This is a genomic window from Microbacterium trichothecenolyticum, from assembly GCF_000956465.1.
GTDB lineage: Bacteria > Actinomycetota > Actinomycetes > Actinomycetales > Microbacteriaceae > Microbacterium > Microbacterium trichothecenolyticum.
Genome location: NZ_JYJA01000034.1, coordinates 106311 through 133283 on the forward strand (window position 1 = coordinate 106311; position 26973 = coordinate 133283).

Genomic DNA, 26973 nt, shown 5'->3' on the forward strand with positions numbered 1-26973 from the left:
CCGAGCCTATCCGGCCCGGCGCGACGGGTTTGGGGCGCACTCTCTCCGTTGGGGCGCAGTAACTCCGCCCCAACGAAGAAATCGCGCCCCAAACCCGGATCCGAAGCCCTGACGTCAGCGGACGGCGTGGAGCTTCGCGCGCTCTCGCGCCGCGCGCGCCGAGGCGATGGCGGCCTCACGTCGCGCGACGGATGCCGGCAGTGATCGCGCGAACGCCAGCAGCACCCCGCACGCCAGCAGCACCGACAGCAGCGAGGTGCCACCCTGCGACATGAACGGCAGCGGCACGCCGAGCACCGGGAAGACGCGCAGCACGACGCCGATGTTGATCAGCGCCTGCCCGACGATCCACACGGTGATGCCGCCGGCGGCGATGCGCACGAACGGGTCGTCGGTCTTGCGGATGACATGGAAGGCGCCGACGGCGAACAGGGCGAAGAGGGCCAGCACGACGGCGCAGCCGATGAGGCCGAGCTCCTCACCGACGATCGCGAAGATGTAGTCGTTCGCGGCCGCGGGCAGCCAGTCGTACTTCTCGCGCGAGTTGCCGAGGCCGAGACCGAAGATCCCGCCGCTTGCAAGGCCCCAGATGCCGTGCAGCGGCTGATAGCAGTCGTTGAAGTAGTCGTCGAGGCAGTTCGGGTTGAGGAAGCTCATGAACCGGCGCATGCGGTCCGGGCTCGTCACCGCGAGGAACGCGACCGCGCCCGCCGCGGCGATCGCGGGCAGGACGAAGATGCGCAGCTTCACTCCCGAGAAGAACAGGGCGCCCAGCACGATGAGCACGAGGATCATCGCCGTGCCGAGGTCGTCGCCGGCCAGCACCGTCGCGATCGCGAGGCCTGCCACCGGCACGAGCGGGATGAACACGTGCTGCCACTTCGTGAGCAGCGTGCGCTTGCGGAAGAGGACGTATGCCACCCACAGCGCCAGACCGAGCTTCAGGAACTCCGACGGCTGCGCCTGGAAACCCGCGATCGTGATCCAGTTGCGGTTCCCGTCGGCGCCGTGGCCGAGGGGCGTGAACACCAGGAGCTGGAACGCGACGCCGAAGATGAGCGCCGGCCACGCCATCTTCTTCCAGAACGCCACCGGCAGGCGGCTCGCGATGAACATCAACGGGACGCCGATCACCGCGAACACGACCTGCTTGAGCACCATCTCCCACGGAGCCTCACCGGCGGCCGTCGCCGTCGCGGAGGTCGCCGAGAGCACCATCACGAGGCCGAAGACCGTCAGGAGCAGCGTCGTCGAGGCGATGAGCAGGAACTCGCTCGGCACGGGGGCGAACACGCGCCCGAGCGACACGCGAGCAGCGAGGCCGCGTCGCGCGGGCCTGTCAGCCTCGGTCGTCGTCGTCGCCGACGTCGTCGGAGCGGGGCGTGTCGTCCGGGCCCGCGGTGGCTGCGTCGTGGTCACCCGGGTCCTCCGTTCCGATCCGATCCCTCACCGCCGCAGCGAATCTGCGGCCGCGGTCCGCGTACGATGCGAACTGGTCGAAGGATGCGGCAGCGGGAGCGAGAAGAACAACGTCCCCGTCACGCGCCACCCCTGCCGCCAGTTCGACGACCTGCGCCATGACCACTTCAGTCTCATCGGCGTGCACCTCGAACACCGGCACCGTCGGCGCGTGTCGCTCGAACGCGGCGACGACCGCGGCGCGGTCGAGGCCGATCACGATCGCCGCCTTCGCGGTCGCTCCGCGTCCGGCGACGAGCTCGGAGATGTCGACGCCCTTGAGCAACCCCCCGACGACCCACACGGCGCCGGGATACGCCGCGAGCGACGACGCCGCGGCGTGGGGGTTGGTGGCCTTGGAGTCGTCGACCCAGGTGACGCCCTCGTGGCGCGCGACGACCTCGATGCGGTGCGGGTCCAGGCGGAAGCCGCGCAGCGCATCCCGGATCGCCGTGGGCGCGACATCCAGCGACCGTGCGAGCGCTGCCGCGGCCAGGATGTTGGCGACGATGTGCGGCGCCGCGAGCCCGAGGGAGGCGAGCTCCTCGACCGTCGTGAGCTCCAGGGCGCTCTTGTGCCGGTCCTCGAGGAACGCGCGGTCGACGACGATGCCCTCGACGACGCCGAGGTCGCTCGGGCCGGGCACGCCCAGGTCGAAGCCGATGGCGCGGGCGCCCTCGACGACCTCGGCGTCCTCGACCATCGCCTGGGTGGCCGCATCCGCCTTGTTGTAGACGCACGCGACGCGCGTGTTGTCGTACACGTGCGCCTTCGCCGCGCGGTACTCCTCGAACGAGCCGTGCCACTCGAGGTGGTCGTCGGCGAGGTTGAGGCACACGGCCGCGTGCGGCGACAGCGGGTCGGGCGAGTCCTGCAGTCCGAGGTACCAGAGCTGGTGGCTCGACAGCTCGACCACGAGTGCGTCGAAGCCGTCAGGGTCGCGCACCGCGTCGAGCACCGGCGTGCCGATGTTGCCGACGGGAGCTGCGCGCACGCCGCCCGCGACGAGCATGGTCGCCGTCAGCCGCGTGGTGGTGGTCTTGCCGTTGGTGCCGGTGATGAGGATCCAGTCGGCGGGTCTGCCGTCGGCCCTCACCACCTTGTCGCGCACGCGCCACGCGAGCTCGACGTCGCCCCACAGCGCGATGTCGTTCTCGCGCGCCCACGCGATGAGCGGATGCCTCGGCGCGAAGCCGGGCGACGCCACGACGACCTCGGGCGCGAACTCGATGAGCTCGGCGGGAGGCGAATCCAACGAGCCGGTCCACAGGCGTGCGCCGATGACGGGCAGGAGGCGCTCGTACTCCTCGTCGGCCTTCTCGGTCACGACGAGAACGTCGGCGCCGAGCTCGGCGAGGGTGTCGGCGACGGAGAAGCCGGTGACCGACAGGCCGAGCACGGCGACCCGCAGGCCCTTCCAGTCGGCGTTCCAGCTGGTGAGGGCGCGGAGGCGGTCCGAGGTCATGTGCGAGAGAGCCATTCGACGTAGAAGAATCCGACGCCCGACACCGCCAGGAGGCCGGCGATGATCCACATGCGCACGACGATCGTGACCTCCGACCACCCTCGCAGCTCGAGGTGGTGGTGGAACGGGCTCATGAGGAACAGGCGCTTGCCGCGCGTGATCTTGAAGTAGAGGCGCTGCAGGATCACCGAGCCGGGGCCGATGATGAAGACGCCGGCGACCAGCACGGCGAGCAGCTCGGTGCGGGTGAGGATCGCCATCGCGGCGATGACGCCGCCGATGGCCATCGATCCCACGTCCCCCATGAAGACCTTGGCCTTGGGGGCGTTCCACCACAGGAAGCCGACGAGCGCGCCCACGAAGGACGCCGAGATGATCGCGAGGTCGAACGGATCACGCGTCGGGTAGCACGCGGCCTTCGCCGCCGCCGCGAGGGCGTCGCCGCCCCAGCACGCCTGATTGAACTGCCAGAAGGCGATGAGGCTGTAGGCGCCGACGACGAAGATCGCCGCGCCGGCGGCCATGCCGTCGAGGCCGTCGGTCACGTTCGTGCTGTTGGAGAAGGCGACGCCGATGAACGTGATCCACGCGAGGTAAAGGATCCAGCCGATGATGAGCCCGAGCGTCATGAAGCCCAGGGCCGGCACGTCGCGGAACACCGAGATGTACGGCGAGGCGGGGGTCTGGTCGAACTGGTTGGGGAAGTTCAGCGCGACGATGCCGAATGGCACGGTGACCGCGACCTGACCGGCGACCTTGCGCCAGCCGCTCAGGCCCATGAACTTCTGCTGGCGCACCTTCATGTAGTCGTCGATGAAGCCGACGGCGCCGAGCCCGACCATCATCCAGATCACGAGCAGGCCCGAGACGGTCGGCGGGTTGTTGCCGACGTAGCACCCGACCAGGTAGCCGACGATCGTGCCGACGATGAAGATCGTGCCGCCCATCGTGGGCGTGCCGCGCTTGGTCTGGTGGTTGGGGTTGCGGATGTCTTCCGGTGTCCGGATCACCTGACCCCAGCCCCACTTGCGGAAGAGCCGCAGGAACACGGGAGTGAGGAAGAGGGTGAATGCCAGCGAGATCGCCGCCGCGGTAAGGAGTGATCTCACGAGAACGATTCTCCCAGACGATCGCCGAGGAACCGGAGCCCGGCGGAGTTCGACGACTTCACCAGCACGCGGTCGCCGTCGCGCAGCTCACCCTGCAGATAGTCGAACGCCTCGTCGGCGGTCGAGAAGAAGACGGCCTCGTTGTCCCACGAGCCCTGTGCGACGGCCTCGAGGAACATACGGCGTGCCGGGTCGCCCACGACGACGATGCGCTGGATGCCGAGTCTCACTGCGAGCAGGCCGACCCGGTCGTGCTCCTCCTCGGCGTACTCGCCGAGCTCGCTCATCGCGCCGAGCACGGCGACGGTGCGCTCATCGGGGCCGGTGATCTGCGCGAGGGTGCGCAGAGCCGCCGCCATCGAGTCGGGGCTGGCGTTGTAGGCGTCGTTGATGATGCGCACGCGCTCCGAGCCGAGGGGCTGCATGCGCCACCGCTCGGCGATCTCGACGGTCTCCAGGCGCGCGACGGCGTCGGCGAGCGAGACCCCGAAGGTCGTCGCGGCGGCGATCGCCGCCAGCGCGTTCATGACATGATGCTCGCCCAGCACCCGCAGGCGCAGCGGCAGCGAGACGCCGTCGGCGGTCACCGTGAACGAGGTTCCGGATGCCGTGACCACGACGTCGTCGGCGCGCACATCCGTGGCGGTGGGACCGCGGCCGAACCAGCGCACGCTCGCGCCCTGCTCGGCGGCGATGGGCGCCATCGCGGCGACGCGCGCGTCGTCGGCGTTGAGCACCGCCACTCCCCCGGCGCTCAACGCGCGCACGAGCTCCGACTTCGCGTGGAAGGTCGCCTCGATCCCGCCGAAGCCGCCCGCGTGCGCCATACCGACCATCAGCACGACGCCGACCTCGGGGTCGACGAGTCCGGCGAGGCGGGCGATCTCGCCGGGCGCGCTCGCGCCGAACTCGCTCACGAGGTACTTCGTGGTGCCGGTGACGCGAAGCATCGTGAGGGGCGCGCCGACCTCGTTGTTGAACGACGCCTTCGGCGAGACGGTCTCACCCTCGCCCTCGAGGATCCGGGCGAGCAGGTTCTTCGTCGTCGTCTTGCCGTTCGACCCGGTGATGCCGACGACGCGCAGGTCTCCGGCATCCTTCACCGTCTTCACCACCTCGCGTGCGAGGGCGGCGATCGCCTCGACGACGTCGGGCACGAGGATCTGGGTGACGGATGCCTCGACCCGCCGCTCGACGAGGGCCAGGGCGGCGCCCCTCTCGACGGCCGCGTCGACGAACAGGTGCCCGTCGGTCTCTTCGCCCGGCTTCGCGACGAAGACGCCGCCGGGTTCGATGAGGCGGGAGTCGGTGTCGACGGCCCCCGACACGACGGTGTCGAGGGTGTCGCCGTTCTCGAGGTGCACTTCGCCCGAAACGGCGTGGGCGATCTGGGCGATGTTGAGCGCGATCATGTGGGGAACTCCGGAAGCTCGGGACACTACCCGAACTTGGGCAGCAGCTCCGGCGACGTCGTCGAGGGCATGACGCGGTAGGTCTTGAGAACCTGGGTCATGGCCTTCTGGAACGCGGTCGCGTTGGCCGCAGACGATGTTACCTTCGTCGGCTCGTCGAGGGTGACGACGACGACGTACTGGGGGTCGTCGGCGGGCGCGAAGCCGACCATCGTCGTGTAGTACACGCCGGCCTTGTAGTTGCCCTGGCCGTCGCTCTTCTCACCGGTACCCGTCTTGCCGCCGAGGCGGTAGCCGGGGATGGCGACCGTCTTGGCGTAGGGCGCCTGCAGGAACACGTTCTCGAGCATCTCGCGCATCTGCGCGGAGGTGCCCTCGCTGATGACCCGTTCGGGCTCCGCCACCTCGGGCTCGACGACGGTGCCGTCCGCTTTGGTGCACGACTCGATGATCTGCAGCGGCATCTTCACGCCGCCGTTCACGATCGCGCCGTACGCGCGCGCGAGCTCGGGCATGGTGGTCGTGACGCCCTGGCCGAACGAGGTGTTGAGGGTGGTCTGCGCGCCCCACTGGTCCGCGGGGTAGATGAGGCCTTGGCCCTCACCGGGATACCCCGAGGCCGTGCCGTCGCCGATGCCGAACCTCTTGAAGTAGTCGTAGCGCGTCTGCTTGTCCACCTTCTGGCTGAACTTCGAGATGCCCGCGTTCGAGGAGTCGATGAGCACGCCGGTGAGCGTGTAGGTGTAGGCCGGGTGCTGGAACGAGTCGCGCACGCGCGCGCCCCCGTCGAAGTTCTCGAGGCTGGAGGCGACCACGGTCGAGGTCGGTGTCTGCCCCCCGGCATCGATGACCGTCGCCGCGGTGAGGCCCTTGAAAGTCGATCCGGGTTCGAACCAGTCGGTGAAGATGCTGCTCGTGCGATCCTTCACCGCTGCGGCCTCGAAGTCGTTGGGGTCGACGGTCGGATACTCGGCGGCCGCGCGCACCTTGCCGGTCTTCACCTCGTAGACGAGGATCGCACCGCGCTGCGCGGCCATCGTCTGCGTCTGCTCGGCGATGAGCTGCTGCATGTACCACTGCAGGTCGCGGTCGATCGTCAGCTGCAGCGTGCCGCCGTCCGTCGCGGGCGTCTCCAGCTCGGTGCCCGGGATGACGACGCCGTCCTTGCCCTTCTCGTACGTCCGCGTGCCGTCGGTCGCCGCGAGGCAGGCGTTCTGCGACTGCTCGAGGCTCTCGAGCGGCGTGCCGTCGGAGCCGACGAAGCCGATGAGGTTGCCGGCGACCGCGCCGTCGGGGTACGTGCGCGCAGGGTGCGAGACACACGCGATGTAGGGGGTCTTGAGGTCGGCCAGGGCTCGGAACTGCTCGGTCGACACGCCCTTCTTGAGCACCGCGTACTGCGAGTTGGGATCCTCCGCGAGAGCGGTGCCGACGATCGCACGGACCTCCTCGGGAGTCTGGCCGGTGATCTCGGCCACGTCGTTCGACACGTCCGCCCACAGCCGTTCATCGGAGTCGCCCGAGAGCACCTGCTCGTCGATCTGGGTGATGAGCAGCGGAGACAGCTGGCAGTCGTAGCGAAGGATGCTGCCCGCCAGGGTCTGCCCGTTCGTGTCGACGATCGAGCCGCGCGTGCCGTAGAGCTTCTGCTCTCCGGCGAAGGCGACGTCGAGGGAGTCCTTGATGTGATCGTCGGCGTTCACGACCTGGATGTCGACGAGGCGGACGATGAATCCGGCGAGGACGGCCAGGACGACGGCGAGGGCCACCACGGTGCGGCGGCGGGGACTTCTCGTGCTTCGTGTCGTCATCTGCGTCTCGTGCTCTGCGCCTCGTGCAGTGGGGCGTCTCGATCGGTTCTCGGCTCGGCGTCGTCGCTTCAGTGTGTGCTCGGGGTGGGCAGTCCGTCCGTGAGCGGAGGCGGAGTGTTGCCGACTCCGCCGTCGGGCGTCTCGGCGACCTCGACCGGCAGACCGTCGATCGTCGCGTCGGGCACGGTGACCAGGGGCGTGTTCGTGATGAGCGCGTTGGGCACGGATCCGCGGCCGATGGCGTCGACCGACGAAGTGCCCATGGCGACCTCGGACGGACCGAGGATCGCGCCGTCGCTCAGCCGCAGATAGCTGGGCGCCTCGTTGATGACCATGCCGAGCGCCGCCGCGTTCGCGGCCAGGTACTGCGGCGAGCTGAGCCCTGCGACGTCGTCGTAGAGGATCTGCTTCTCGTAGGTGAGGTCGCGCTGCTCCTTCGTCAGGGCGGCGATCTCGTACGTCCCCTGCGTCGTCATGATCGACAGCGACATCTGGGCGGCGCCGATGAGGAAAGCCCCCAGCACCGCGACGATGCCGTAGAAGAGCTTCGGGCGGCGCCGGCGGGCCGGTGCGTCGACTACCCGCAGTCGGCGGCGCGGGGCATCCGTCCTCTCCGGGGCGACGGCCCGACCGAGGCCGGTCGTGGCGTTCGCGATCGTGCTCATGCGGCACCCTCCGCGTGCTCGGGCCTCACGCGCTCAGCGGCTCGCAGGCGCACCGGCGTCGCGCGCGGGTTGACCGCGCGCTCCTCGTCGGTGGCGAGCTCGGCGCCTTTGACGAGCAGTCGGAACTTGGGGGCGTGCTCGGGCAGCTCGACGGGCAGCCCCTTGGGCGCGGTCGACGCCGACGCGTCGGCGAACGCGCGCTTGATGAGGCGATCCTCGAGGGACTGGTACGACAGGACGACGATGCGGCCGCCGACCGGCAGGATGCCGAGTGCCGAGGGCACCGCCCGCTCGAGCACCGACAGCTCGCGGTTGACCTCGATGCGCAGCGCCTGGAACACACGCTTGGCAGGGTGGCCGGTGCGCTGCACGGCGGCCGGAGTCGCCGCCTGCAGGATCTCGACGAGCCGGCCCGATCGCTCGATGGGCGACTCGGCACGTGCGGCGATGATCGCGCGGGCGTAGCGACCGGCGAGTTTCTCCTCGCCGTAGCGCTCGAAGATGCGCCGCAGGTCGCCCTCGCCGTAGGTGGCGAGGATGTCGGCTGCCGTCGTGCCCGCCGACTGGTCCATGCGCATGTCGAGCGGCGCATCCTGCGCGTACGCGAAGCCGCGGCCCGGGACGTCGAGCTGCAGCGACGAGACGCCCAGATCGAAGAGGATGCCGTCGGCCGCGGCGAACCCGCTCGCGGTCACCGCATCTGCGATGCCGTCGTAGACGGTGTGCACGAGATGCACGCGGTCGCCGAACGGAGCGAGGCGCTCCCCCGCGATGCGGAGGGCGTCGGTGTCGCGGTCGAGGCCGACGAGCTGGAGCTTCGGGAAGCGCTGCAGGAACGCCTCGGAGTGCCCGCCCATGCCGAGCGTGGCGTCGACGAAGACGGCGCCGTCGCGCTCGAGCGCGGGAGCGAGCAGCTCGATGCAGCGCTCGAGCATGACAGGGGTGTGGATGTCGCGAAGATTCATGATCGCCTGGCGGTCCTGGTCCCCAGGCCCTGATCCCCATCCGCTCCGACCTGGCACCGGGGAAGTGGCGACAGGGCACGAGCAGCTGGGAGTCACGGCCGAGGGCTCAGAACAGGCCCGGAATCACCTCCTGCTCCAGCTCGGCGTAGCTCTCTTCGTTGGCCTCGGCGTAGGTGTTCCACGCCGTGGCGTCCCAGATCTCTGCATGGGCGCCTACGCCGGTGACGACGAGGTCGCGCTCCAAGCCGGCGTATGCGCGCAGCGGAGGGGGGATGGTGATGCGGTTCTGACCGTCGGGCTTCTCGGCGCTCGCGCCGGAGAGGAACATGCGCAGGAAGTCGCGCGCCTGCTTGTTCGCAAGAGGCGCCTCGCGGATGCGGTCGTGCACCCGCTCGAACTCCTTCTCGCTGAATACGTACAGGCAGCGATCCTGCCCGCGCGTCACGACGACACCCCCACCAAGGTCGTCGCGGAACTTCGCCGGGAGGATGACGCGTCCTTTGTCATCGAGCTTGGGTGTGTGCGTGCCCAAAAGCATCGGTACATCACACCCCCTTCATCCGGCCCCCCGGGATGTGCGCCACTTTACTCCACTCTCCTCCACTTTGCTATCGATCTGTGATGTGACACTCCCCCGCGCCCCTGCGCGGCGGGATGAAGGGGCTGCGCGGGCAACAAAAAAGCACCGACCCTAAGGTCGGTGCTTCTCGTGCCGATTCAGGCGGCGGGGACGCTCAGCGCTCCTCCTGCCGCTTGTCCCAGCGGTCGTTCATGCGGTCCATGAACGAAGAGCTGTTCTGGGGTTTGGCGGGTCGCTCGGGCTCGACGCGCATCTTGCCGGGACCGCGGCCCGGCGTGACGGCGAGGAGGACTCCACCCAGCATCACGACGAAACCGATGACGCCGACGACGATCAGCTGCTGCGACACCCCGACGATGAGACCGCCGAGCCCCAGCAGCACGAGGATCGTGCCGTAGACGATGTTGCGATAGCTCAGAGTGCGTCCATCGCGGGGCGCGCTGACGACGTCCGCGTCGTTGCGCATGAGATGACGTTCCATCTCGTCCAGCAGGCGCTGCTCCTGTTCGGAGAGTGGCATGCTTCCCCCTCTGTACTTCGGTGGCTCGATTGTACGCGTGCCGTTCCTCACTAGGCTAGGCCCGTGTCCGCCCCTCTTGAGCCGATCGAAGCCATTTCCCAGCGAGTGGACATGTTCGTCTCGGCTCAACGCGGAGGTGTGGCCGATGCGGGCCCCGAAGCGGCGCGATTCGTCGCTGCAGGGGCGGAAGCCGTCACCGGCGGAAAGCGTCTTCGCGGACGCTTCTGCCTCTCCGGGTGGAGGGCAGTGGAGGAGGCCGCGGGCCCGGCCGGCGAGCCGCCGGCGGCGGTCATCGCCGCGGCCGCTTCCCTCGAGGTGTTCCATGCCGCGGCCCTCGTCCACGACGACCTGATCGACAACTCCGACACCCGCCGTGGCCGCCCGTCGGCGCATCGCGCCCTCGAGGCGGGGCACCGCGGCTCGGGCTGGCTCGGCGATCCAGACGCCTTCGGCCGCTCGGGGGCGATCCTGCTCGGCGATCTGCTCGTCGCGTGGAGCGACGACCTCCTCGAGGAGGGGCTCGCCGAGACCTCGGCCGAACGCGCCGCCGCCGCGCGGGGCCAGTACGCGCTGATGCGCCGCGAGGTCACCCTCGGGCAGTTCCTCGACGTCGCCGAGGAGTCCGCGTTCGCGAGCGAGCCCGACGACCGGCACGCCGAACGGGCGCTCCGCGTGGCGTCCTTCAAATCTGCGCGCTACAGCGTGCAGCAGCCGCTCGCGATCGGGGCGGCCCTCGCGGGAGCGGATGCTGCGCAGACGGCGGCGCTGGCCGCGTTCGGGCATCCGCTGGGCATGGCGTTCCAGCTGCGCGACGACGTGCTCGGCGTGTTCGGCGACGAGGCCGCGACCGGCAAGCCGTCCGGCGACGACCTGCGCGAGGGCAAGCGCACCGTGCTCATCGCGTACGCGCGGGAGGCTCTGGCGCCCACCGCGCGCCGCATCGTCGACGAGCTCGTCGGCGACCCCGATCTCGACGCCGATCAAGTGGCGTCACTCCAGCGGACGATCGTCGACACCGGCGCGCTCGACCGCGTCGAGCGGCTCATCGCCGACTACGCGCACGAGGCCGATCGCGCACTGTCGGGGGCGCGGCTGGGCAACGCGGCCGTCGGAGAGCTGCGCGACCTCGCACGCGCCGCGACCGTCCGAACGACCTGAGCGGATCCGGAGCCTGAGCTCGCCGGCGTCAGGCCAGCGTGCGGGCGACGCGGCGGACTTCGCTCTTGCGCCCGGCGAGGAGCGACTCGATCGGGGCATGGCCCAGAGACTCCTCGGGAGACAGCAGCCAGTCGATCGCCTCGTCGTCGGAGAAGCCGCCGTCGTGCAGCACGATGACCGTGCCTCGCAGCGACGACAGCGGGTGACCGTCGACCACGAAGACGGAGGGAACCTTGAGGACACCGTCGCGCTTGGATCCGACGAGGTAGTACTCGTCGAGCAGCCGGCGCACGCGGCCGAGCGGTTCGCCGAGCACCTCCACGAGGTCGGGCAGAGTGAGCCAATCGGTCTCGAAGCGCGAAGCGGCGTCAGGGGTCACGAAACCAACTATCTCAGATCGGATCGGCCACTCGTCCACCGCACTCTGGCCACACCAGTAACAGAAACCTCTCCTATTAACACCTGTTGACACCAATAAACATCCGTGACACGGTTCTCGGAGTCGACTGAGGGGGGAAACTCGTGCGACAGGTCCGCAGTACCAGGAATCGTGTCCACCAGACCGGCATCCCGTCGCGCGCGCTCCTCACCGGTGTGCCGGTGGCCGTCGCGGGGTCGATCGCGCTGACGCTGTCGGCGGTTCCCGCCCATGCGGCGACGACGGATGCTGCGCCCCTGAGCGTGCCGCGCACGTTCGGCGCGACCGCGGTGAGCGTCCCTCGCGTCGCCGCGCTGCCGACCGTCAGAGTGACCGCCGAGGCCGTGCCCGCGACCTACACGGTGCAGCGTGGAGACACCGTGAGCCGCATCGCGGCGCGGTTCGGGCTCCGTACCAGCGACGTGCTCGCCCTCAACGGCCTCGGTTGGTCGTCGACGATCTACCCCGGCCAGGTGCTCAAGCTCAGTGCGGCCGCCGCCGCACCGGCGCCGGTCGCGCCGGCACCCGCCCCGGCCACGGGCACGTACACCGTGCAGCGGGGCGACACGGTCAGCGCGATCGCCACGCGCCACGGCATCACGACGAACGCGGTGCTGGCCGCCAACGGCCTCGGCTGGTCGTCGATCATCTACCCCGGGCAGACCATCAAGATCCCCGGCGCGGCCGCGCCCGCGGCATCCGTCCCCGCTCCGGCGCCTGCCCCCGCACCCGCTCCCGCGCCGAACACGTCGGCGGGCGGTTCGCACACCATCGCGGCCGGCGAGACGATCAGCTCGATCGCGAAGCGGTACGGCGTGACGACGAACGCGGTGCTCTCGGCCAACGGCCTCGGCTGGTCGTCGATCATCTACCCCGGGCAGACCATCAAGATCCCGGGCTCGGCGCCGTCGGCGCCCGGCCTCACGGCCGAGCAGGTCGCCAACGCGCAGCTGATCGTCCGCATCGGCCGGGAACTCGGCGTCTCGGACCGCGGCATCGCCATCGCCCTGGGCACCGCGATGCAGGAATCGTCGCTGCGCAATGTGACCTGGGGCGACCGCGATTCGCTCGGACTGTTCCAGCAGCGTCCCAGTCACGGCTGGGGCACCGCTGCGGAGGTGCAGGATGCCGCCCGTGCTACGCGTGCCTTCTTCGGCGGCGCCGGCGACCCGAACGGATCACGCACACGCGGGCTGCTCGACATCCCCGGCTGGGAGAGCCTGACCTTCACGCAGGCCGCGCAGGCCGTGCAGATCTCGGCCTACCCGGACGCGTACGCGAAGTGGGAGGCCCCGGCCCACTCGTGGCTCGCCGCGCTCGGCTGAGCCGAGGCATCCGTCACAATGCGGTCTCGCCGGGTGAGCCGCTCCGCCGGCTCGCAGGCACGGATCCGTAGACTCTCAGGGTGAGCACGAGTCAGCAGACGGACCCGCTGATCGGCCGTCTCGTCGACGGCCGGTACCGGGTGCGTGCTCGCATCGCCCGCGGCGGCATGGCCACGGTGTACGTGGCGACCGATCTGCGCCTCGAGAGGCGGGTCGCGCTCAAGGTCATGCACTCGCACTTGAGCGATGACACGGTCTTCCAGAGCCGGTTCATCCAGGAGGCCCGCGCGGCCGCCCGCCTCGCCGATCCGCACGTCGTCAACGTGTTCGATCAGGGCCAGGACGGCGACATGGCGTACCTCGTCATGGAGTATCTGCCCGGCATCACGCTGCGCGAGCTCCTGCGCGAGCAGCGCCGGCTGACGATCCCGCAGGCGGTGTCGATCCTCGACGCCGTGCTCTCGGGACTCGCCGCCGCGCACAAGGCCGGCATCGTGCACCGCGACGTCAAGCCCGAGAACGTGCTCCTCGCCGAGGACGGGCGCATCAAGATCGGCGACTTCGGCCTCGCCCGTGCGACGACCGCGAACACCGCATCGGGCGCGCAGCTGCTCGGCACGATCGCCTACCTCGCGCCCGAGCTCGTCACGCGCGGCACCGCCGACGCCCGCAGCGACATCTACGCCATCGGCATCATGCTGTACGAGATGCTCACCGGCGAGCAGCCCTACAAGGGCGAGCAGCCGATGCAGATCGCATTCCAGCACGCCACCGACTCGGTGCCCCGGCCGAGCGTGAAGAACCCGGGCGTTCCCGAGCCGCTCGACGAGCTCGTGCTGTGGGCGACCGAGAAGTCGCCCGACGAACGGCCCGTCGACGCGCGCGAGATGCTGCAGCGCCTGCATGACATCGAGCGCGAGCTGGGCATCTCCCCCGTCGTCGCACGCACCGGGCCCATCGGCATCGTCCGCGACGACGTCGCAGCCACCGGCGAGCTCACAGCGGTGCTCCCCGCAACGCCGACCGGACCCGTCGCGACGATGGCGGAGGTCGACAACGCCGGCCGGCTCCGCCGCGCCACGCAGCGCCGCCGGTCCCGTGGCGGCTGGCTCATCGTCCTCGTGCTCGTGCTCGCCGCGCTCGCAGGCGGGCTCGGGTGGTGGTTCGGGTCCGGACCGGGGTCGATGGTCGCCGTCGCCGACGTCACGGGCATGACCTTCGACGAGGCATCCGCACGTCTTCAGGAGGACTCCCTCGTCGCCGTGCAGCAGGGCGAGTACAGCCTCGAGGTCGCGACCGGTCAGGTCATCCGCAGCGACCCCGGCGGCGGCACCCGCGTCGACAAGGGCGCCGAGGTGAACGTCTACGTCTCGCTCGGCCCGCAGGAGGCGACGTTCGCGTCGTTCTCGGGAATGCCCGACGCCGACGCGCGCGCAGCGCTCCAGGCCCAGTCCGTCTCGGTGCCCGACGAGAGCGCGAAGTTCTTCACCGACGCCGCGCCCGACGTGGTGATCGGCGTGATCATCCGCCCCGCGGGTGCGCCGGAGGACGGCTCGCAGGATGTGGCGTGCATGGACGGCTGCACCGTCCACCAGGGCGACACCGCGCGCCTGCAGGTATCGCTCGGTCCGCTCCCGAACGTCGCGGGCGAGAGCGAGGGCAAGGCGCGCAGCACGCTCGAGGGGCTCGGGCTCGTCGTCGCCGACCCCAGCCAGACCGAGTCCAGCGACTCCGTCAAGGCCGAGCGCGTGATCCGCGTCCTCGGCAAGGAGGACGGCACCTGGCTCGCCCCCGGCGACACCGTCACCCTTGTCGTGTCGACCGGTCCGGCGCTGTTCGAGGTCCCCGACTTCGCGGGCATGACTCTCGCCGAGGCCCGACAGGCCGCCGCGAACGCCGGCTTCTCCATCGACTACGACGACCGCTGGGACGCGTTCCCCGATCCGTTCACCAAGGTCGAGTCCCAGAAGCCGGACGCCGGCGACATGGAGCCGAAGGGAACCGTCATCTCGCTGCGCATAGCCGCCGCGCTCTGACGCAGAACAGAGAGATCCCGGATGCCTCGGGTCGAGGCATCCGGGATCTTCTTCGTGTCAGGCTGACCCGAGCCGCGTCAACGCTTCTCGAGCTCCTCGGCGACGAGGAATGCGAGCTCGAGCGACTGCATGTGGTTCAGGCGCGGGTCGCACAGCGACTCGTAGCGGGTCGCGAGGGTGGCCTCGTCGATCTGCTCGGACCCGCCGAGGCACTCGGTGACGTCGTCACCGGTGAGCTCGACGTGGATGCCGCCGGGGAACGTGCCGACCGCGCGGTGAGCCTCGAAGAAGCCGCGCACCTCGTCGACGACGTCGTCGAAGCGACGCGTCTTGTAGCCGGTGGGCGTCGTGATGCCGTTGCCGTGCATCGGGTCGGTCACCCACAGCGGGGTCGCGCCCGAGTCCTTCACGGCCTCCAGCAGCGGCGGCAGCGCGTCGCGGATCTTGCCGGCGCCCATGCGCGTGATGAACGTGAGACGGCCGGGCTCGCGGTTCGGGTCGAGCTTGTCGATGAGTGCGAGCGCCGTGTCGGGCGACGTGGTGGGGCCGAGCTTCACGCCGATGGGGTTGCGGATCTTCGAGAAGTAGTCGACGTGCGCGCCGTCGAGTTCGCGGGTGCGCTCGCCGATCCACAGGAAGTGCGCCGACGTGTTGTACGGCGTGTTCGTGCGCGAGTCGATGCGCGTCATGGGCCGCTCGTAGTCCATGAGCAGGCCCTCGTGGCCGGTGTAGAACTCGACGCGCTTCAGCTCGTCGAAGTCGGCGCCGGCGGCCTCCATGAACTTGATGGCGCGGTCGATCTCGGTCGCGAGACGCTCGTACTGCTGGTTGGCGGGGTTCGACGCGAAGCCCTTGTTCCAGGAGTGCACCTCGCGGAGGTCGGCGAAACCACCCGTCGTGAAGGCGCGGATCAGATTGATGGTCGACGCGGCCGTGTGGTAGCCCTTCAGCAGTCGCTGGGGGTCGGCGCGGCGCGAGTGCTCCGTGAAGTCGTAGCCGTTGACGATGTCGCCGCGGTACGCCGGGAGAGTCACGTCGCCGCGCGTCTCGGTGTCGCTCGAGCGAGGCTTGGCGAACTGCCCCGCCATACGGCCCATCTTGACGACGGGCATCGAGGCGCCGTAAGTGAGCACGACGGCCATCTGCAGCACCGTCTTGATGCGGTTGCGGATCTGCTCGGCGGTCGCGCCTGCGAAGGTCTCGGCGCAGTCGCCGCCCTGCAGGAGGAAGGCCTTGCCCGACGCGGCACGCGCGAGGCGGTCGCGGAGGTTGTCCACCTCACCGGCGAAGACGAGGGGCGGCAGGGTGGCCAGTTCGGCGGATGCCTCAGCCACTGCGTCCGCGTCATACCACTGCGGCTGCTGCTTGATGGGCAGGGTCCGCCAATGGTCGAGTGCGTCGAGGTGCTGGAGCATCCCCCGAGTCTAGCCGCGGGACGCAGGCCACCGGCGCCGCGTGACGGCCGGCCACCCGGTGTTCAGCGGGTCTTCGGCCTGAGCCGATCCTTGACGGTCGACGCGTAGACGTCCTCGTACTCCTGCTCCCCCAGCCGCTGCAGCGCGACCATGATCTCGTCGGTGATGGAGCGCAGGATGTAGCGGTCGCCCTCCATGCCTTCGAAGCGCGAGAAGTCGAGGGGCTCGCCCACCACGATGCCCACCCGGACGATCCGCGGGACCGTGGTGCCGATCGGCATCATGGTGTCGGTGTCGACCATGACCACGGGCACCACCGGCACGTGCGCTTCGAGCGCCATGCGAGCGATGCCGGTGCGGCCACGGTAGAGCTTGCCGTCGGGGCTGCGGGTGCCCTCGGGGTAGATGCCGAGCAGGTCGCCCCGGCCCAGCACCTGAAGACCCGTGTTGAGGGATGCCTCGGACGCCTTGCCGCCGGATCGGTCGATGGGGAGCTGGCCGGTGCCCTTGAAGAACATGCGGGTCGCCCAGCCCTTGAGGCCCTTGCCGGTGAAGTAGTCGCTCTTGGCGAGGAACGCGACGGGCCGGTCGAGCATGAGCGGCAGGAAGATCGAGTCCACGAACGAGAGGTGGTTGCTCGCGAGGATCGCGGCGCCCTCGGCGGGGACGTTGCGACGGCCGACGATCCACGGCCGCCAGATCGCCTTGACGATCGGTCCGATGACCACGTATTTCATCAGCCAGTAGAACATCGCGCTACGCCTCTGTCCCCGCGAGATCTGCCGCCCCGATGAGGCCCGCGTCGTTGACGAGCTTCGCGATCTTGAAGGTCGCGATCGGCCGGTCGCCGTATCCCGGAAGCGACTTCTCGTACGCGACGCGCATCGGCTCGAGGAGGGCGTCGCCGAGCTGGGCGACCCCGCCGCCGATGACGAACAGCTCGGGGTCGAGCACCGCCTGGAAGCCGCCGCACGCCTCGCCGAGAGCGGTCGCCACACGCCGCAGCGCCTCCGCCGCCCCGGGATCGCCCGCGAGCACGAGGCGTGACACCGCCGGTCCGCTGATCTTGCCGTGCTCGGCGCGGTGGGCCGCCAGCGCGGCGCCGATGCCGCCGCCATCGGCGATCTCACCGGCCTCGCGCTGCAGTGCCCGGCCGGATGCATACTGCTCGAGGCATCCGCGCTGACCGCAGCCGCACAGGATGCCGTCGCGGATGAAGCGGATGTGGCCGAGTTCGGCGGCCACGCCGTGACCGCCGCGGAAGAGCTCGCCGTCGAGGACGATGGCGCCGCCCACGCCGGTGCCCATCGTGAGCATCACCATGTGCTCAACCCCGCGGCCCGCGCCGAAGCGGAACTCGGCCCAGCCGGCGGCGTTCGCGTCGTTCTCGATGGTGACCGGCAGGCCGATGCCCTCTTCGAGGGTCGCCTTCAGCGGCTCGTTGTGCCACGCGATGTTGGGCGCGTGGATGACGGTGGCGCGGTCGCGGTCGATGAAGCCGGCGGCTGCGACGCCCACGGCTGCGACGTCGTGCGCGCCTCGGAAGTAGCGGGCCATGTCAACCACGGCCTGGGCGAGGGCGGCGGTGTCGGTGGGGGTGTCGACGCGGAGCTGTTCGACGATGGTGCCCTCGGAGTCGACGACTCCGCCCGCGATCTTCGTTCCGCCGATGTCGATGCCGACCTTGAGCACGTTCTCCCTCTCCGTCCGCCGCACGCGCGACAGCGCCTTGAAGTCTATCCAGGCGGTGCTCTCCACATCCCCCGCGAGTCCGATGCGACACCTGATTAGACTCGGATGAGATCCACCCGAGATTAAGTCGTCCGGTACCGAAGGAGCTGCCGTGGTCCAATTCGAAGTCCCTGCCATCGTCCCCGCCGATCCACAGGCGAACATCACCGACCTCCTGGTCGAGCGCGTCAAGGCCACGCCGAACCTCGCGCTGTTCGCCGTGCCGGAGGGCGACGGGTGGCGCGACATCACCGCTGCCGAGTTCCAGAAGCAGGTCATCGCGCTGGCCAAGGGCTTCGTCGCGGGCGGCATCGAGCCCGGCGACAAGGTGGGCTTCATCGCCCGCACCACGTATGAGTGGACGCTCGTCGACTTCGCGCTGTTCTACGCCGGAGCGGTCATGGTGCCCATCTACGAGACCAGCTCGAGCGCCCAGATCGCGTGGAATCTGACCGACTCGGGCGCGATCGCCGTCATCACCGAGCTGCCTGACCACAGCGCGCGCCTGGCCGAGGCGCGCCCGGAGCTTCCGCTCATCCGCTCGGTGTGGGAGATGCACGGCGGCGACCTCGACACGCTCGTCGCCGAGGGTGCGAGCGTCGCAGACGACGAGATCGAGCGACGTCGCAACATCGCGAACGGCGCCGACATCGCCACGCTCATCTACACGTCGGGCTCGACCGGCCGCCCCAAGGGCTGCGTGCTGACCCACAGCAATTTCGTGGAGCTCTCCCGCAACTCCGCCAAGTCGCTGCACGAGGTGCTCGACATGCCCGGCGCGTCGACGCTTCTCTTCATCACGACGGCGCATGTGTTCGCCCGGTTCATCTCCATTCTCACCATCCATGCGGGTGTCAAGACCGGCCACCAGCCCGACACGAAGCAGCTGCTGCCCGCATTGGGCTCGTTCAAGCCGACGTTCCTCCTGGCTGTGCCGCGCGTGTTCGAGAAGGTCTACAACTCGGCCGAGCAGAAGGCGGAGGCCGGCGGCAAGGGCAAGATCTTCCGCGCCGCCGCACACACCGCGATCGAGCACTCCCGCCTCCTGCAGGAGGGCAAGAAGGTCCCGTTCCTCACCAAGATCAAGTTCGCGCTCTTCGACCGGCTGGTCTACTCGAAGCTGCGCACCGCGATGGGCGGGCGCGTGGCGTACGCCGTGTCGGGCTCCGCTCCCCTGGGCCACCGCCTCGGCCACTTCTTCCACAGCCTCGGCGTCACAATCCTCGAGGGCTACGGTCTCACCGAGACGACGGCGCCCGCGACGGTCAACCTCGCGACCAAGTCCAAGATCGGCACCGTGGGTCCGGTGCTGCCGGGTGTCGGCATCCGTCTCGCCGACGACGGCGAGATCCAGGTGCGCGGCATCAACGTGTTCAAGGAGTACTGGCGCAATCCCGAGGCCACGGCGGCCACGTTCGACGGCGACTGGTTCAAGACCGGCGACATCGGCGCGTTCGACTCCGAGGGCTTCCTCACGATCACGGGCCGCAAGAAGGAGATCATCGTCACCGCCGGCGGCAAGAACGTCGCGCCGGCGGCGCTCGAGGACCCGATCCGCGCCAACCCGATCGTCGGCCAGGTTGTCGTCGTCGGCGACCAGAAGCCGTTCATCGCAGCCCTCGTGACCCTCGACCCCGAGATGCTGCCGGCGTGGCTGTCGAACAACAACCTGCCGGCCGACATGTCGCTCGCGGACGCCGCGAAGAACGACGCGGTCCGCGCCGAGGTGCAGCGGGCGATCGACATCGCGAACAAGAACGTCTCGCGCGCCGAGTCGATCCGCAAGTTCACCATCCTCCCCACGGAGTGGACGGAGTCGAGCGGCCACCTCACGCCCAAGATGAGCATCAAGCGCAACGTCATCCTCGAGGACTTCGCCGGCGACGTCGACGAGATCTACGCCGTGCCCGTCAACACGACGAACGTCTCGCTTTCCTAACCGGCGGACGACGGACGACGGATGCCGCAAGCCCCGGGCCTCTCAGGGTCCGGGGCTTGCCGTTTCGCGGTGAATCGAGGGCTCAGAACCAGTCGGACTCGCGGATCTCGCGCATCGCGACGCGGCGCCGCTCCTTCGTGAGCCGATCGAGATAGAGCGTGCCATCGAGGTGATCGGTCTCGTGCTGCAGCGCCTGTGCGAGAAGACCTTCCCCCTCGAGCACGATCTGGTTGCCGTCGAGGTCGATGCCGACCACCTTGGCCCTCGGATACCGGACCGTGTCGTGCCAGAGTCCCGGCACCGACAGACAGCCCTCGCCGATCGCCTCGGGCTCGCCCGACACCTCGACCAGCACCGGGTTCAGCACGTAGCCGATGTCACCGTCGATGTTGTAGCTGAAGGCGCGCAGCCCGACGCCGATCTGCGGCGCGGCCACGCCCGCGCGGCCGGGCAGCTCGACGGTGTCGACGAGGTCGCGGACGAGGGCGCGCACGCCGTCGTCGATCTCGCCGATGGGGGCGCTGGCGGACTTCAGGACGGGGTCGCCGAACACACGGATGGGACGGACTGCCATCGGATGCCTCAGGCCGCCGACGCGAGCGAACGGAGGCCCTCGACCACGGTCGCGGCGAGCTGACGTGCGGCCTCGCGCGTCGCAGGCTGCAGCTCGCGGAACACGATGGCGCTGCCGGCCGCGATGTGCGGGTCGTACGGCACGCGCACGACTGCGCGCACGCGGGTGCGGAAGTGCGATTCCAGTTCATCGAGCTGAACCAGCGGATGGCCCGGCCGCGCGTTGTTGAGCACGACGACGGCGCTGCGCACCTTGTCGGAGTAGCCGTTGGTCTCGAGCCAGGTGAGCGTCTCGGAGGCGAGCCGGGCCTCGTCGACGCTCAGTCCGGCTACGATCACGATCTGGTCGGCGAGGTCGAGCGTTGCCCCCATAACGGAGTGGACGATGCCGGTTCCCGTGTCGGTGAGCACGACCGAGTAGTAGTGGGCCGCGAGGGCGGCGACATTCCGGTAGTCGGCGTCGTTGAACGCCTCCGACACGCGCGGGTCGGTGTCGGACGCGACGACGTCGAGGCGTGTCTCGTCGCGCGCGACGATGCTCGACAGGTCGTTGAAGCCGACGACCTCAGGGCTCATGCGCACGAGATCGCGCACGGTCTTGCCGCCGTCGCGGGTGATCCGCTCGGCGAGCGTGCCACGGTCAGGGTTGGCGTCGATGGCGATCACGCGGTCGTCGCGGGCGTCGGCCAGCGCCTGGCCCAGCAGGGTGGTCACGGTCGTCTTGCCGACGCCGCCCTTGCGCGACAGCACCGGAACGAACCGGGCGCCGCCGGTGAGGGGGGTCGCGATGCGGCGGTCGAGGTCCTTGCGGGCCTTCGCGCGCTTGCTGTCGCCGAGGTTGATGCGCTTGCCGGAGATCGAGTAGACGAAGTGCTGCCAGGCGCCCTCGGGCTCGGGGCGGATCACCTGGTGCGGGTCGAGCAGGCGGTCGGCGGTGAGCAGGTCGGCGGTCTCGCGGCCCGCCTCGAACTCGCCGAGGCGCTTCGAGGTCAGGGCGACGTCGGCGCGCGGGAAGCCGGCACGCTCGACCGCCGTGCGCTCGACGACCGGCTGGGCGCCGGTGTGGTTGGCCTCACGGCGGGTGGCGGGCGTCTGGCCGGTCGCGGTCTTCGCTGCGGCGGCAGCGGCCGGGACCGATGGCCGGGCGGGGGCCGCCGGGGGCGCTCCCGGCGCCGGAGTCGCGGCTGCCTTGTCGTCGTCGGCCGGGGTCTTGGCGCTCATGGGCTCCTCCGCGGTGTCGTCGGCCCTGCTGACATCGTCTCCGGTTGCGGCGTTCTCCGCCAGGGCGGCCTCGACGCCGTCATCGGCGAGCTCGAGGTCGAACTCGGCCGGATCGAACTCCCCGTCGAAGTCGGCGACCTCGAAGTCGGCGGCGTCGAAGTCGGCGATCGTGAACTCTTCGACGGCCGGCTCCGCCGCCACAGGTTCGGCCTCGGGCTCTTCGGCGACGGCCTCGGGCTCTTCGGCGACGACCTCGGGCTCTTCGGAGACAAGCACCTCGGAGATCGGCTCTTCGGCGAGCGGCTCGAGGTCCTCGACGACGGCGGTCGGCTCCTCGGCTACGGGCTCAGCCTCGACCACCGGGTCCGGCTCGGCCTCGTCGACCACATCGGCGTCCTCGGCGTAGATCTCGGCCTCGAACACCTCGACGATCTCCGCGTCGGCGATGTCTTCGACAAGCGGCGCCGGGGCGAAGCCGTCGCCCTCGACGGTCCACTCCTCGAGGTCGGCCGGGTTCTCGACGATCTCGGCCTCGGTCGTCGTGGTCGGGAACTCCTCGACCGGAGCGGCCTCGATGACCGGAAGATCGGCGTCGGCCGGGATCTCGATCACGAAGGGGACCTCGTCGTCGATGACGCCGTCGTCCTCACGGTCGTCGTCGGATTCGGACGGCAGCTCGACGTTCACCTGCGCCGTCGCACCGCCCAGGATGCCGAGACCGGTCGTGTCCATGCTTCCGGTGTCGGACAGCACGCCGTTCTCGGGCTCGTCGGGCGTGTGTTCGATGCGATCGGGCGTCACTGCGGAGCTCTCCTGAAAAGACGGCGTTTCGGGCGGATGCCGCCCTCCAGGTTACTGCGCCGGACGGATGACGACCAAAAGGTCGCCGGCGTCGACCTGCGCGGTCTCGGCGATCACGAGGCGCTCGACGACGCCGTCGACGGGTGCGGTGATCGCCGCCTCCATCTTCATGGCCTCGATCGACGCGACGGGCTGGCCGGCCGTGACGGCGTCGCCGGCCTTCGCCTTGAGGGTGACGACGCCTGAGAATGGAGCTGCGACCTGGCCCGGCTTCGAGGTGTCGGCCCTCTCGGCCTGGCGCGCCTCGACCTTGATGCTGCGGTCGCGGACGAACACGGGTCGCAGCTGGCCGTTGAGCGTCGTCATCACGGTGCGCATGCCCTTGGGATCGGCTTCGCCGATCGCCTCGAGACCGACGTACAGCTGCACGCCAGGGTCGATCTCGGCGATGTGCTCCTCGCCCGGCTTCAATCCGTAGAGATAGTCGGGGGTGCCGAGCGCCGTCAGGTCGCCGTACGTCTCGCGGTTCTTCTCGAAGTCGCGCGCGGGCCCGGGGAAGAGCAGACGGTTGAGCGTGCGGCGGCGCGTCGCGGCGTCGCCGGCAAGGCCCTCCTGCTCCTCCGCGGTGAGCGGTGGGACGTCGATCGAGATCGTGCGGCCCGCGAGCACCTTCGTGCGGAAGGGCTCGGGCCAGCCACCCGGCAGGTCACCGAGTTCGCCCGCCATGAAGCCCACCACCGAGTCGGGGATGTCGTAGTTCTGCGGGTTCTCCTCGAAGTCGGCGGGGTCGGCGCGCACCGCCACGAGCGCGAGGGCGAGGTCGCCCACGACCTTCGACGACGGCGTCACCTTGGGGATGCGGCCCAGGATGCGGTCGGCGGCGGCGTACATGTCCTCGATGAGCTCGAAGTCGTCGGCGAGGCCCAGGGCGATCGCCTGCTGGCGCAGGTTCGACAGCTGCCCGCCGGGGATCTCGTGGTGGTAGACGCGGCCGGTCGGCGACGCGAGGCCGGACTCGAACGGACGGTACAGGTGGCGTACGCCTTCCCAGTACGGCTCGAGGTCGCTGACCGCCTGCAGGCTGAGGCCGGTGTCGCGGTCCGTGTGGGCGAGCGCGGCGACCAGCGCAGACAGCGACGGCTGGCTCGTGGTCCCCGACATCGGGGCGGCTGCAGCATCCACCGCGTCCACTCCCGCGGCACTCGCCGCGAGCAGGGTCGCGAGCTGGCCGCCCGCGGTGTCGTGCGTGTGCAGGTGCACCGGGAGATCGAAATTCTCGCGCAGCGCGGTGACCAGCTTGGCTGCGGCCGCCGGACGCACGAGGCCCGCCATGTCCTTGATGGCGAGGATGTGCGCGCCCGACTCGACGATCTGCTCCGCGAGGCGCAGGTAGTAGTCGAGCGTGTACAGCTTCTCGGCCGGGTCGAGCAGGTCGGACGTGTAGCAGAGCGCCACCTCGGCGATCGCGGTGCCCGTGGAGCGCACGGAGTCGATCGCCGGACGCATCTGCGACACGTCGTTCAGGGCGTCGAAGATGCGGAAGATGTCGACCCCGGTGGTGGCCGCTTCGCGCACGAAGGCGTCCGTGACCTGGACGGGGCGCGGCGTGTAGCCCACGGTGTTGCGGCCGCGCAGGAGCATCTGGATCGGGATGTTCGGCATCGCCGTGCGCAGCGCCTCGAGGCGCTCCCACGGGTCCTCGGCCAGGAAGCGCAGCGCGACGTCGTAGGTCGCACCGCCCCATGCCTCGACCGACAGCAGCTGCGGCGTCATGCGCGCGACGTGGGGGCCGACGCGGACGAGGTCGCGCGTGCGCACACGGGTGGCGAGCAGCGACTGGTGCGCGTCGCGGAACGTCGTCTCGGTGACGGCGAGACCGGTCTGCTCGCGCAGCGCCCGGGCGAAGCCCTCGGGTCCGAGCTCGCGCAGGCGGTCCAGCGTGCCGGTGGGCGGCGGCACCGAGAGGTCGATGGCAGGCAGCTTGCTGCCCGGCGACACCGAGACGGGCTTCTCGCCGTACGGGCGGTTCACGGTGACGTCGCCGAGCCAGTTGAGGAGCTTCGTCGCACGGTCGCGCGACGGGTTGCTCGTGAGCAGCTCGGGCCGCTCGTCGATGAAGGACGTGCTGACGTCGCCCGCGACGAAGGCGGGGTCGTCGAGCACCGCCCGCAGGAACGGGATGTTCGTGGAGACGCCGCGGATGCGGAACTCGGCCAGGGCGCGGCGGGCGCGCGCGACGGCGGCCGGGAAGTCGCGGCCGCGGCACGTCAGCTTCGCGAGCATCGAGTCGAAGTGCGGGCTGATCTGGGAGCCCGCCGCGGTCGTGCCGCCGTCGAGACGGATGCCGGCGCCACCCGGCGAACGGTACGTCGTGATGCGGCCGGTGTCGGGGCGGAAGCCCTGCGACGGGTCCTCGGTCGTGATGCGGCATTGCAGCGCCGCACCGCGCAGCTGGATGCGATCCTGCGTCAGCCCGAGGTCGGCGATCGTCTGCCCTGCGGCGATGCGCATCTGCGACTGCACGAGATCGACGTCCGTCACCTCCTCGGTCACGGTGTGCTCGACCTGGATGCGCGGGTTCATCTCGATGAAGACGACCTCGCCGGTGCGCGGGCCGGCGGTCTCCAGGAGGAACTCGACGGTGCCGGCGTTCTCGTAGCCGATGGACCGCGCGAAGGCGACCGCGTAGCCGTGGAGTGCGTCGCGGATGGCGGGGTCGAGGTTCGGCGCCGGAGCGATCTCGATCACCTTCTGGTGACGACGCTGCACCGAGCAGTCACGCTCGAACAGGTGCACGGTCTCGCCCGTCTTGTCGGCGAGGATCTGCACCTCGACGTGACGGGGCCGCTGCACCGCCTGCTCGAGGAAGACACGGGCGTCGCCGAAGGCGCTGCCCGCCTCGCGCATGGCCTCGGCCAGCGCGGGCGCGAGCTCTTCCTTGCGCTCGACCCGGCGCATACCTCGGCCGCCGCCGCCTGCGACGGCCTTCACGAAGATCGGGAACCCGATGTCGTCGGCCTGGGCGAGCAGCGCGTCGACGTCGTCGGACGCGTCGGTGGAGCGCAGCACCGGCACGCCCGCGGCGATCGCGTGCTGCTTCGCGGTGACCTTGTTTCCCGCCATCTCGAGCACGTTGGAGGGCGGTCCGATGAAGGCGATGCCGTTCGCGGCCGCCTTCTCAGCGAGCTCGGGATTCTCGGAGAGGAAGCCATAGCCGGGGTAGATGGCGTCGGCACCGGCTGCGAGTGCGACGCGCACGATCTCGTCGACATCGAGGTAGGCGCGGACCGGGTGGCCCTTCTCACCGATCTCGTACGACTCGTCCGCCTTCTGGCGGTGCAGGGAGCCGCGGTCCTCGAACGGGAACACCGCGACAGTGCGCGCCCCCAGCTCGTACGCGGCGCGGAATGCCCGGATGGCGATCTCGCCTCGGTTCGCGACCAGGATCTTGCGGAACATGAGACCTCCGTGTGCGGCGGCGCAGGCAGGGCCCGAAAAAACGGGCTGAGTGTGCTCTCAGCCTAGGGGACGGTAACGTGGTGGCTTGTGCACGTCCTATCCGTCAGCTCGCTCAAGGGTGGCGTCGGCAAGACGACCGTGACTCTCGGACTCGCGTCGGCGGCTTTCGCCCGCGGTGTCCGCACGCTCGTCGTCGACCTCGACCCGCAGTCCGACGTCTCGACGGGCATGGACATCCAGGTGGCCGGCCGCCTGAATGTCGCAGATGTCCTCGCCAACCCCAAGGAGAAGACGGTCCGTCAGGCCATCACCTCCAGCGGCTGGGCGAAGGTGCACCCGGGCACCATCGACGTCATGATCGGCAGCCCGTCGGCCATCAACTTCGACGGCCCCCACCCGAGCGTCCGGGACGTCTGGAAGCTCGAAGAGGCGCTCGCGACGATCGAGGCGGACTACGACCTCGTACTCGTCGACTGCGCGCCGTCGCTCAACGCCCTCACCCGCACCGCGTGGGCGGCCTCCGACCGCGTCGTCGTCGTGACCGAGCCGGGACTGTTCTCCGTCGCCGCCGCCGACCGCGCCCTGCGTGCGATCGAAGAGATCCGCCGCGGGCTCTCCCCCCGCCTGCAGCCGCTGGGGATCGTCGTCAATCGCGTGCGCCCGCAGTCGATCGAGCACCAGTTCCGCATCAAGGAGCTCCGCGACATGTTCGGCCCGCTCGTGCTGAGCCCGCAGCTGCCCGAGCGCACCTCGCTCCAGCAGGCACAGGGCGCCGCGAAGCCGCTGCACATCTGGCCCGGCGACTCGGCCCAGGAGCTCGCCGCCGATTTCGACTCCCTGCTCGACCGCGTCATGCGGACGGGTCGCATCCCGGTCCCCGAGGACTCCCGCTCCTGATCCGGCGGATGCTGC

At 69.9% G+C, this 26973-nt stretch carries 21 protein-coding genes; 5 read left to right on the plus strand and 16 right to left on the minus strand.

The genetic code is table 11. From position 1 onward, the window contains the following. Positions 1 to 114: 114 nt before the first annotated feature. The 9 genes from ftsW to RS82_RS10160 form a co-directional block, all read right to left on the minus strand. Positions 115 to 1419 (minus strand): putative lipid II flippase FtsW, encoded by a 1305-nt coding sequence (gene ftsW, locus RS82_RS10120; RefSeq protein ID WP_045298967.1) that lies wholly within the window; start codon positions 1417 to 1419, stop codon positions 115 to 117. Beyond that, on the minus strand, positions 1340 to 2923 hold the full coding sequence (gene murD / locus RS82_RS10125; protein WP_045298969.1) for a UDP-N-acetylmuramoyl-L-alanine--D-glutamate ligase: 1584 nt from the start codon (positions 2921 to 2923) through the stop codon (positions 1340 to 1342). Before murD ends, ftsW begins: the two co-directional genes overlap by 80 nt. After that, positions 2920 to 4032 carry a phospho-N-acetylmuramoyl-pentapeptide-transferase gene (gene mraY / locus RS82_RS10130; RefSeq protein ID WP_045298971.1) on the minus strand — a complete coding sequence of 371 codons (1113 nt, stop codon included), beginning with the start codon at positions 4030 to 4032 and terminating at the stop codon, positions 2920 to 2922. Before mraY ends, murD begins: the two co-directional genes overlap by 4 nt. Continuing rightward, positions 4029 to 5444 carry a UDP-N-acetylmuramoyl-tripeptide--D-alanyl-D-alanine ligase gene (locus RS82_RS10135; RefSeq protein WP_045298974.1) on the minus strand — a complete coding sequence of 472 codons (1416 nt, stop codon included), beginning with the start codon at positions 5442 to 5444 and terminating at the stop codon, positions 4029 to 4031. Before RS82_RS10135 ends, mraY begins: the two co-directional genes overlap by 4 nt. A gap of 26 nt (positions 5445 to 5470) precedes the next feature. Beyond that, entirely contained in the window at positions 5471 to 7255 is a 1785-nt protein-coding gene (locus RS82_RS10140) for a peptidoglycan D,D-transpeptidase FtsI family protein (protein ID WP_045298976.1), read from the minus strand. Positions 7256 to 7323: 68 nt separating this feature from the next. After that, entirely contained in the window at positions 7324 to 7920 is a 597-nt protein-coding gene (ftsL, locus tag RS82_RS10145) for a cell division protein FtsL (protein WP_045298978.1), read from the minus strand. Then, positions 7917 to 8885 carry a 16S rRNA (cytosine(1402)-N(4))-methyltransferase RsmH gene (rsmH, locus tag RS82_RS10150; protein ID WP_045298980.1) on the minus strand — a complete coding sequence of 323 codons (969 nt, stop codon included), beginning with the start codon at positions 8883 to 8885 and terminating at the stop codon, positions 7917 to 7919. Before rsmH ends, ftsL begins: the two co-directional genes overlap by 4 nt. 106 nt (positions 8886 to 8991) lie before the next feature. Next, positions 8992 to 9423: a division/cell wall cluster transcriptional repressor MraZ gene (mraZ, locus tag RS82_RS10155; RefSeq protein WP_045298983.1), complete on the minus strand. Its 432-nt coding sequence runs from the start codon at positions 9421 to 9423 to the stop codon at positions 8992 to 8994. Between the two features lie 196 nt (positions 9424 to 9619). Further along, complete coding sequence (locus RS82_RS10160; protein ID WP_045298985.1) at positions 9620 to 9985, minus strand: DUF3040 domain-containing protein; 366 nt, start codon at positions 9983 to 9985, stop codon at positions 9620 to 9622. A gap of 111 nt (positions 9986 to 10096) precedes the next feature. Between RS82_RS10160 and RS82_RS10165 the strand changes: the two genes are divergently transcribed. Beyond that, positions 10097 to 11143, plus strand: a complete 1047-nt coding sequence (locus RS82_RS10165; protein ID WP_045299191.1) for a polyprenyl synthetase family protein — start codon at positions 10097 to 10099, stop codon at positions 11141 to 11143. 28 nt (positions 11144 to 11171) lie between these two features. On the opposite strand, the gene RS82_RS10170 is transcribed toward RS82_RS10165, so the two are convergent. Then, positions 11172 to 11522: an Rv2175c family DNA-binding protein gene (locus RS82_RS10170; protein ID WP_045298986.1), complete on the minus strand. Its 351-nt coding sequence runs from the start codon at positions 11520 to 11522 to the stop codon at positions 11172 to 11174. Between the two features lie 215 nt (positions 11523 to 11737). On the opposite strand from RS82_RS10170, the gene RS82_RS10175 reads away from it, so the two are divergent. Beyond that, complete coding sequence (locus RS82_RS10175) at positions 11738 to 12886, plus strand: LysM peptidoglycan-binding domain-containing protein (RefSeq protein WP_045299194.1); 1149 nt, start codon at positions 11738 to 11740, stop codon at positions 12884 to 12886. An 80-nt stretch (positions 12887 to 12966) separates the two neighbouring features. After that, positions 12967 to 14922: a Stk1 family PASTA domain-containing Ser/Thr kinase gene (gene pknB / locus RS82_RS10180; RefSeq protein WP_045298988.1), complete on the plus strand. Its 1956-nt coding sequence runs from the start codon at positions 12967 to 12969 to the stop codon at positions 14920 to 14922. Between the two features lie 77 nt (positions 14923 to 14999). Here pknB and RS82_RS10185 read toward each other — a convergent pair whose 3' ends face one another. The 3 genes from RS82_RS10185 to RS82_RS10195 form a co-directional block, all read right to left on the minus strand. Then, positions 15000 to 16337 (minus strand): class II 3-deoxy-7-phosphoheptulonate synthase, encoded by a 1338-nt coding sequence (locus RS82_RS10185; RefSeq protein WP_045298990.1) that lies wholly within the window; start codon positions 16335 to 16337, stop codon positions 15000 to 15002. Between the two features lie 62 nt (positions 16338 to 16399). Continuing rightward, positions 16400 to 17089 (minus strand): lysophospholipid acyltransferase family protein, encoded by a 690-nt coding sequence (locus RS82_RS10190; protein WP_045298992.1) that lies wholly within the window; start codon positions 17087 to 17089, stop codon positions 16400 to 16402. Positions 17090 to 17093: 4 nt separating this feature from the next. Next, positions 17094 to 18029, minus strand: a complete 936-nt coding sequence (locus tag RS82_RS10195) for an ROK family glucokinase (protein ID WP_045299196.1) — start codon at positions 18027 to 18029, stop codon at positions 17094 to 17096. Between the two features lie 151 nt (positions 18030 to 18180). On the opposite strand from RS82_RS10195, the gene RS82_RS10200 reads away from it, so the two are divergent. Next, positions 18181 to 20007: an AMP-dependent synthetase/ligase gene (locus RS82_RS10200; RefSeq protein ID WP_045298994.1), complete on the plus strand. Its 1827-nt coding sequence runs from the start codon at positions 18181 to 18183 to the stop codon at positions 20005 to 20007. 82 nt (positions 20008 to 20089) lie between these two features. On the opposite strand, the gene RS82_RS10205 is transcribed toward RS82_RS10200, so the two are convergent. The 3 genes from RS82_RS10205 to RS82_RS10215 are packed head-to-tail and all read right to left on the minus strand — an operon-like array spanning position 20090 to position 26061. After that, the gene (locus tag RS82_RS10205; RefSeq protein ID WP_045298996.1) at positions 20090 to 20581 is read right to left on the minus strand and encodes a peptide deformylase; all 492 of its coding nucleotides are present in this window, start codon (positions 20579 to 20581) and stop codon (positions 20090 to 20092) included. An 8-nt stretch (positions 20582 to 20589) separates the two neighbouring features. After that, positions 20590 to 22602 carry a MinD/ParA family ATP-binding protein gene (locus RS82_RS21515; RefSeq protein WP_045298998.1) on the minus strand — a complete coding sequence of 671 codons (2013 nt, stop codon included), beginning with the start codon at positions 22600 to 22602 and terminating at the stop codon, positions 20590 to 20592. Positions 22603 to 22653: 51 nt separating this feature from the next. Then, entirely contained in the window at positions 22654 to 26061 is a 3408-nt protein-coding gene (locus RS82_RS10215; protein WP_045299000.1) for a pyruvate carboxylase, read from the minus strand. Between the two features lie 87 nt (positions 26062 to 26148). On the opposite strand from RS82_RS10215, the gene RS82_RS10220 reads away from it, so the two are divergent. Next, the gene (locus tag RS82_RS10220) at positions 26149 to 26958 is read left to right on the plus strand and encodes a ParA family protein (protein ID WP_045299002.1); all 810 of its coding nucleotides are present in this window, start codon (positions 26149 to 26151) and stop codon (positions 26956 to 26958) included. The last annotated feature ends 15 nt before the right edge of the window (positions 26959 to 26973 follow it).

Bases quoted from the DNA above. Each gene is read 5' to 3' on its own strand.
- murD (WP_045298969.1), bottom strand. From the start codon at position 2,923: ATGACCTCGGACCGCCTCCGCGCCCTCACCAGCTGGAACGCCGACTGG.
- RS82_RS10135 (WP_045298974.1), bottom strand. From the start codon at position 5,444: ATGATCGCGCTCAACATCGCCCAGATCGCCCACGCCGTTTCGGGCGAA.
- RS82_RS10140 (WP_045298976.1), bottom strand. From the start codon at position 7,255: ATGACGACACGAAGCACGAGAAGTCCCCGCCGCCGCACCGTGGTGGCC.
- ftsL (WP_045298978.1), bottom strand. From the start codon at position 7,920: ATGAGCACGATCGCGAACGCCACGACCGGCCTCGGTCGGGCCGTCGCC.
- rsmH (WP_045298980.1), bottom strand. From the start codon at position 8,885: ATGAATCTTCGCGACATCCACACCCCTGTCATGCTCGAGCGCTGCATC.
- mraZ (WP_045298983.1), bottom strand. From the start codon at position 9,423: ATGCTTTTGGGCACGCACACACCCAAGCTCGATGACAAAGGACGCGTC.
- RS82_RS10160 (WP_045298985.1), bottom strand. From the start codon at position 9,985: ATGCCACTCTCCGAACAGGAGCAGCGCCTGCTGGACGAGATGGAACGT.
- RS82_RS10165 (WP_045299191.1), top strand. From the start codon at position 10,097: ATGTTCGTCTCGGCTCAACGCGGAGGTGTGGCCGATGCGGGCCCCGAA.
- RS82_RS10185 (WP_045298990.1), bottom strand. From the start codon at position 16,337: ATGCTCCAGCACCTCGACGCACTCGACCATTGGCGGACCCTGCCCATC.
- RS82_RS10190 (WP_045298992.1), bottom strand. From the start codon at position 17,089: ATGTTCTACTGGCTGATGAAATACGTGGTCATCGGACCGATCGTCAAG.
- RS82_RS10205 (WP_045298996.1), bottom strand. From the start codon at position 20,581: ATGGCAGTCCGTCCCATCCGTGTGTTCGGCGACCCCGTCCTGAAGTCC.
- RS82_RS10215 (WP_045299000.1), bottom strand. From the start codon at position 26,061: ATGTTCCGCAAGATCCTGGTCGCGAACCGAGGCGAGATCGCCATCCGG.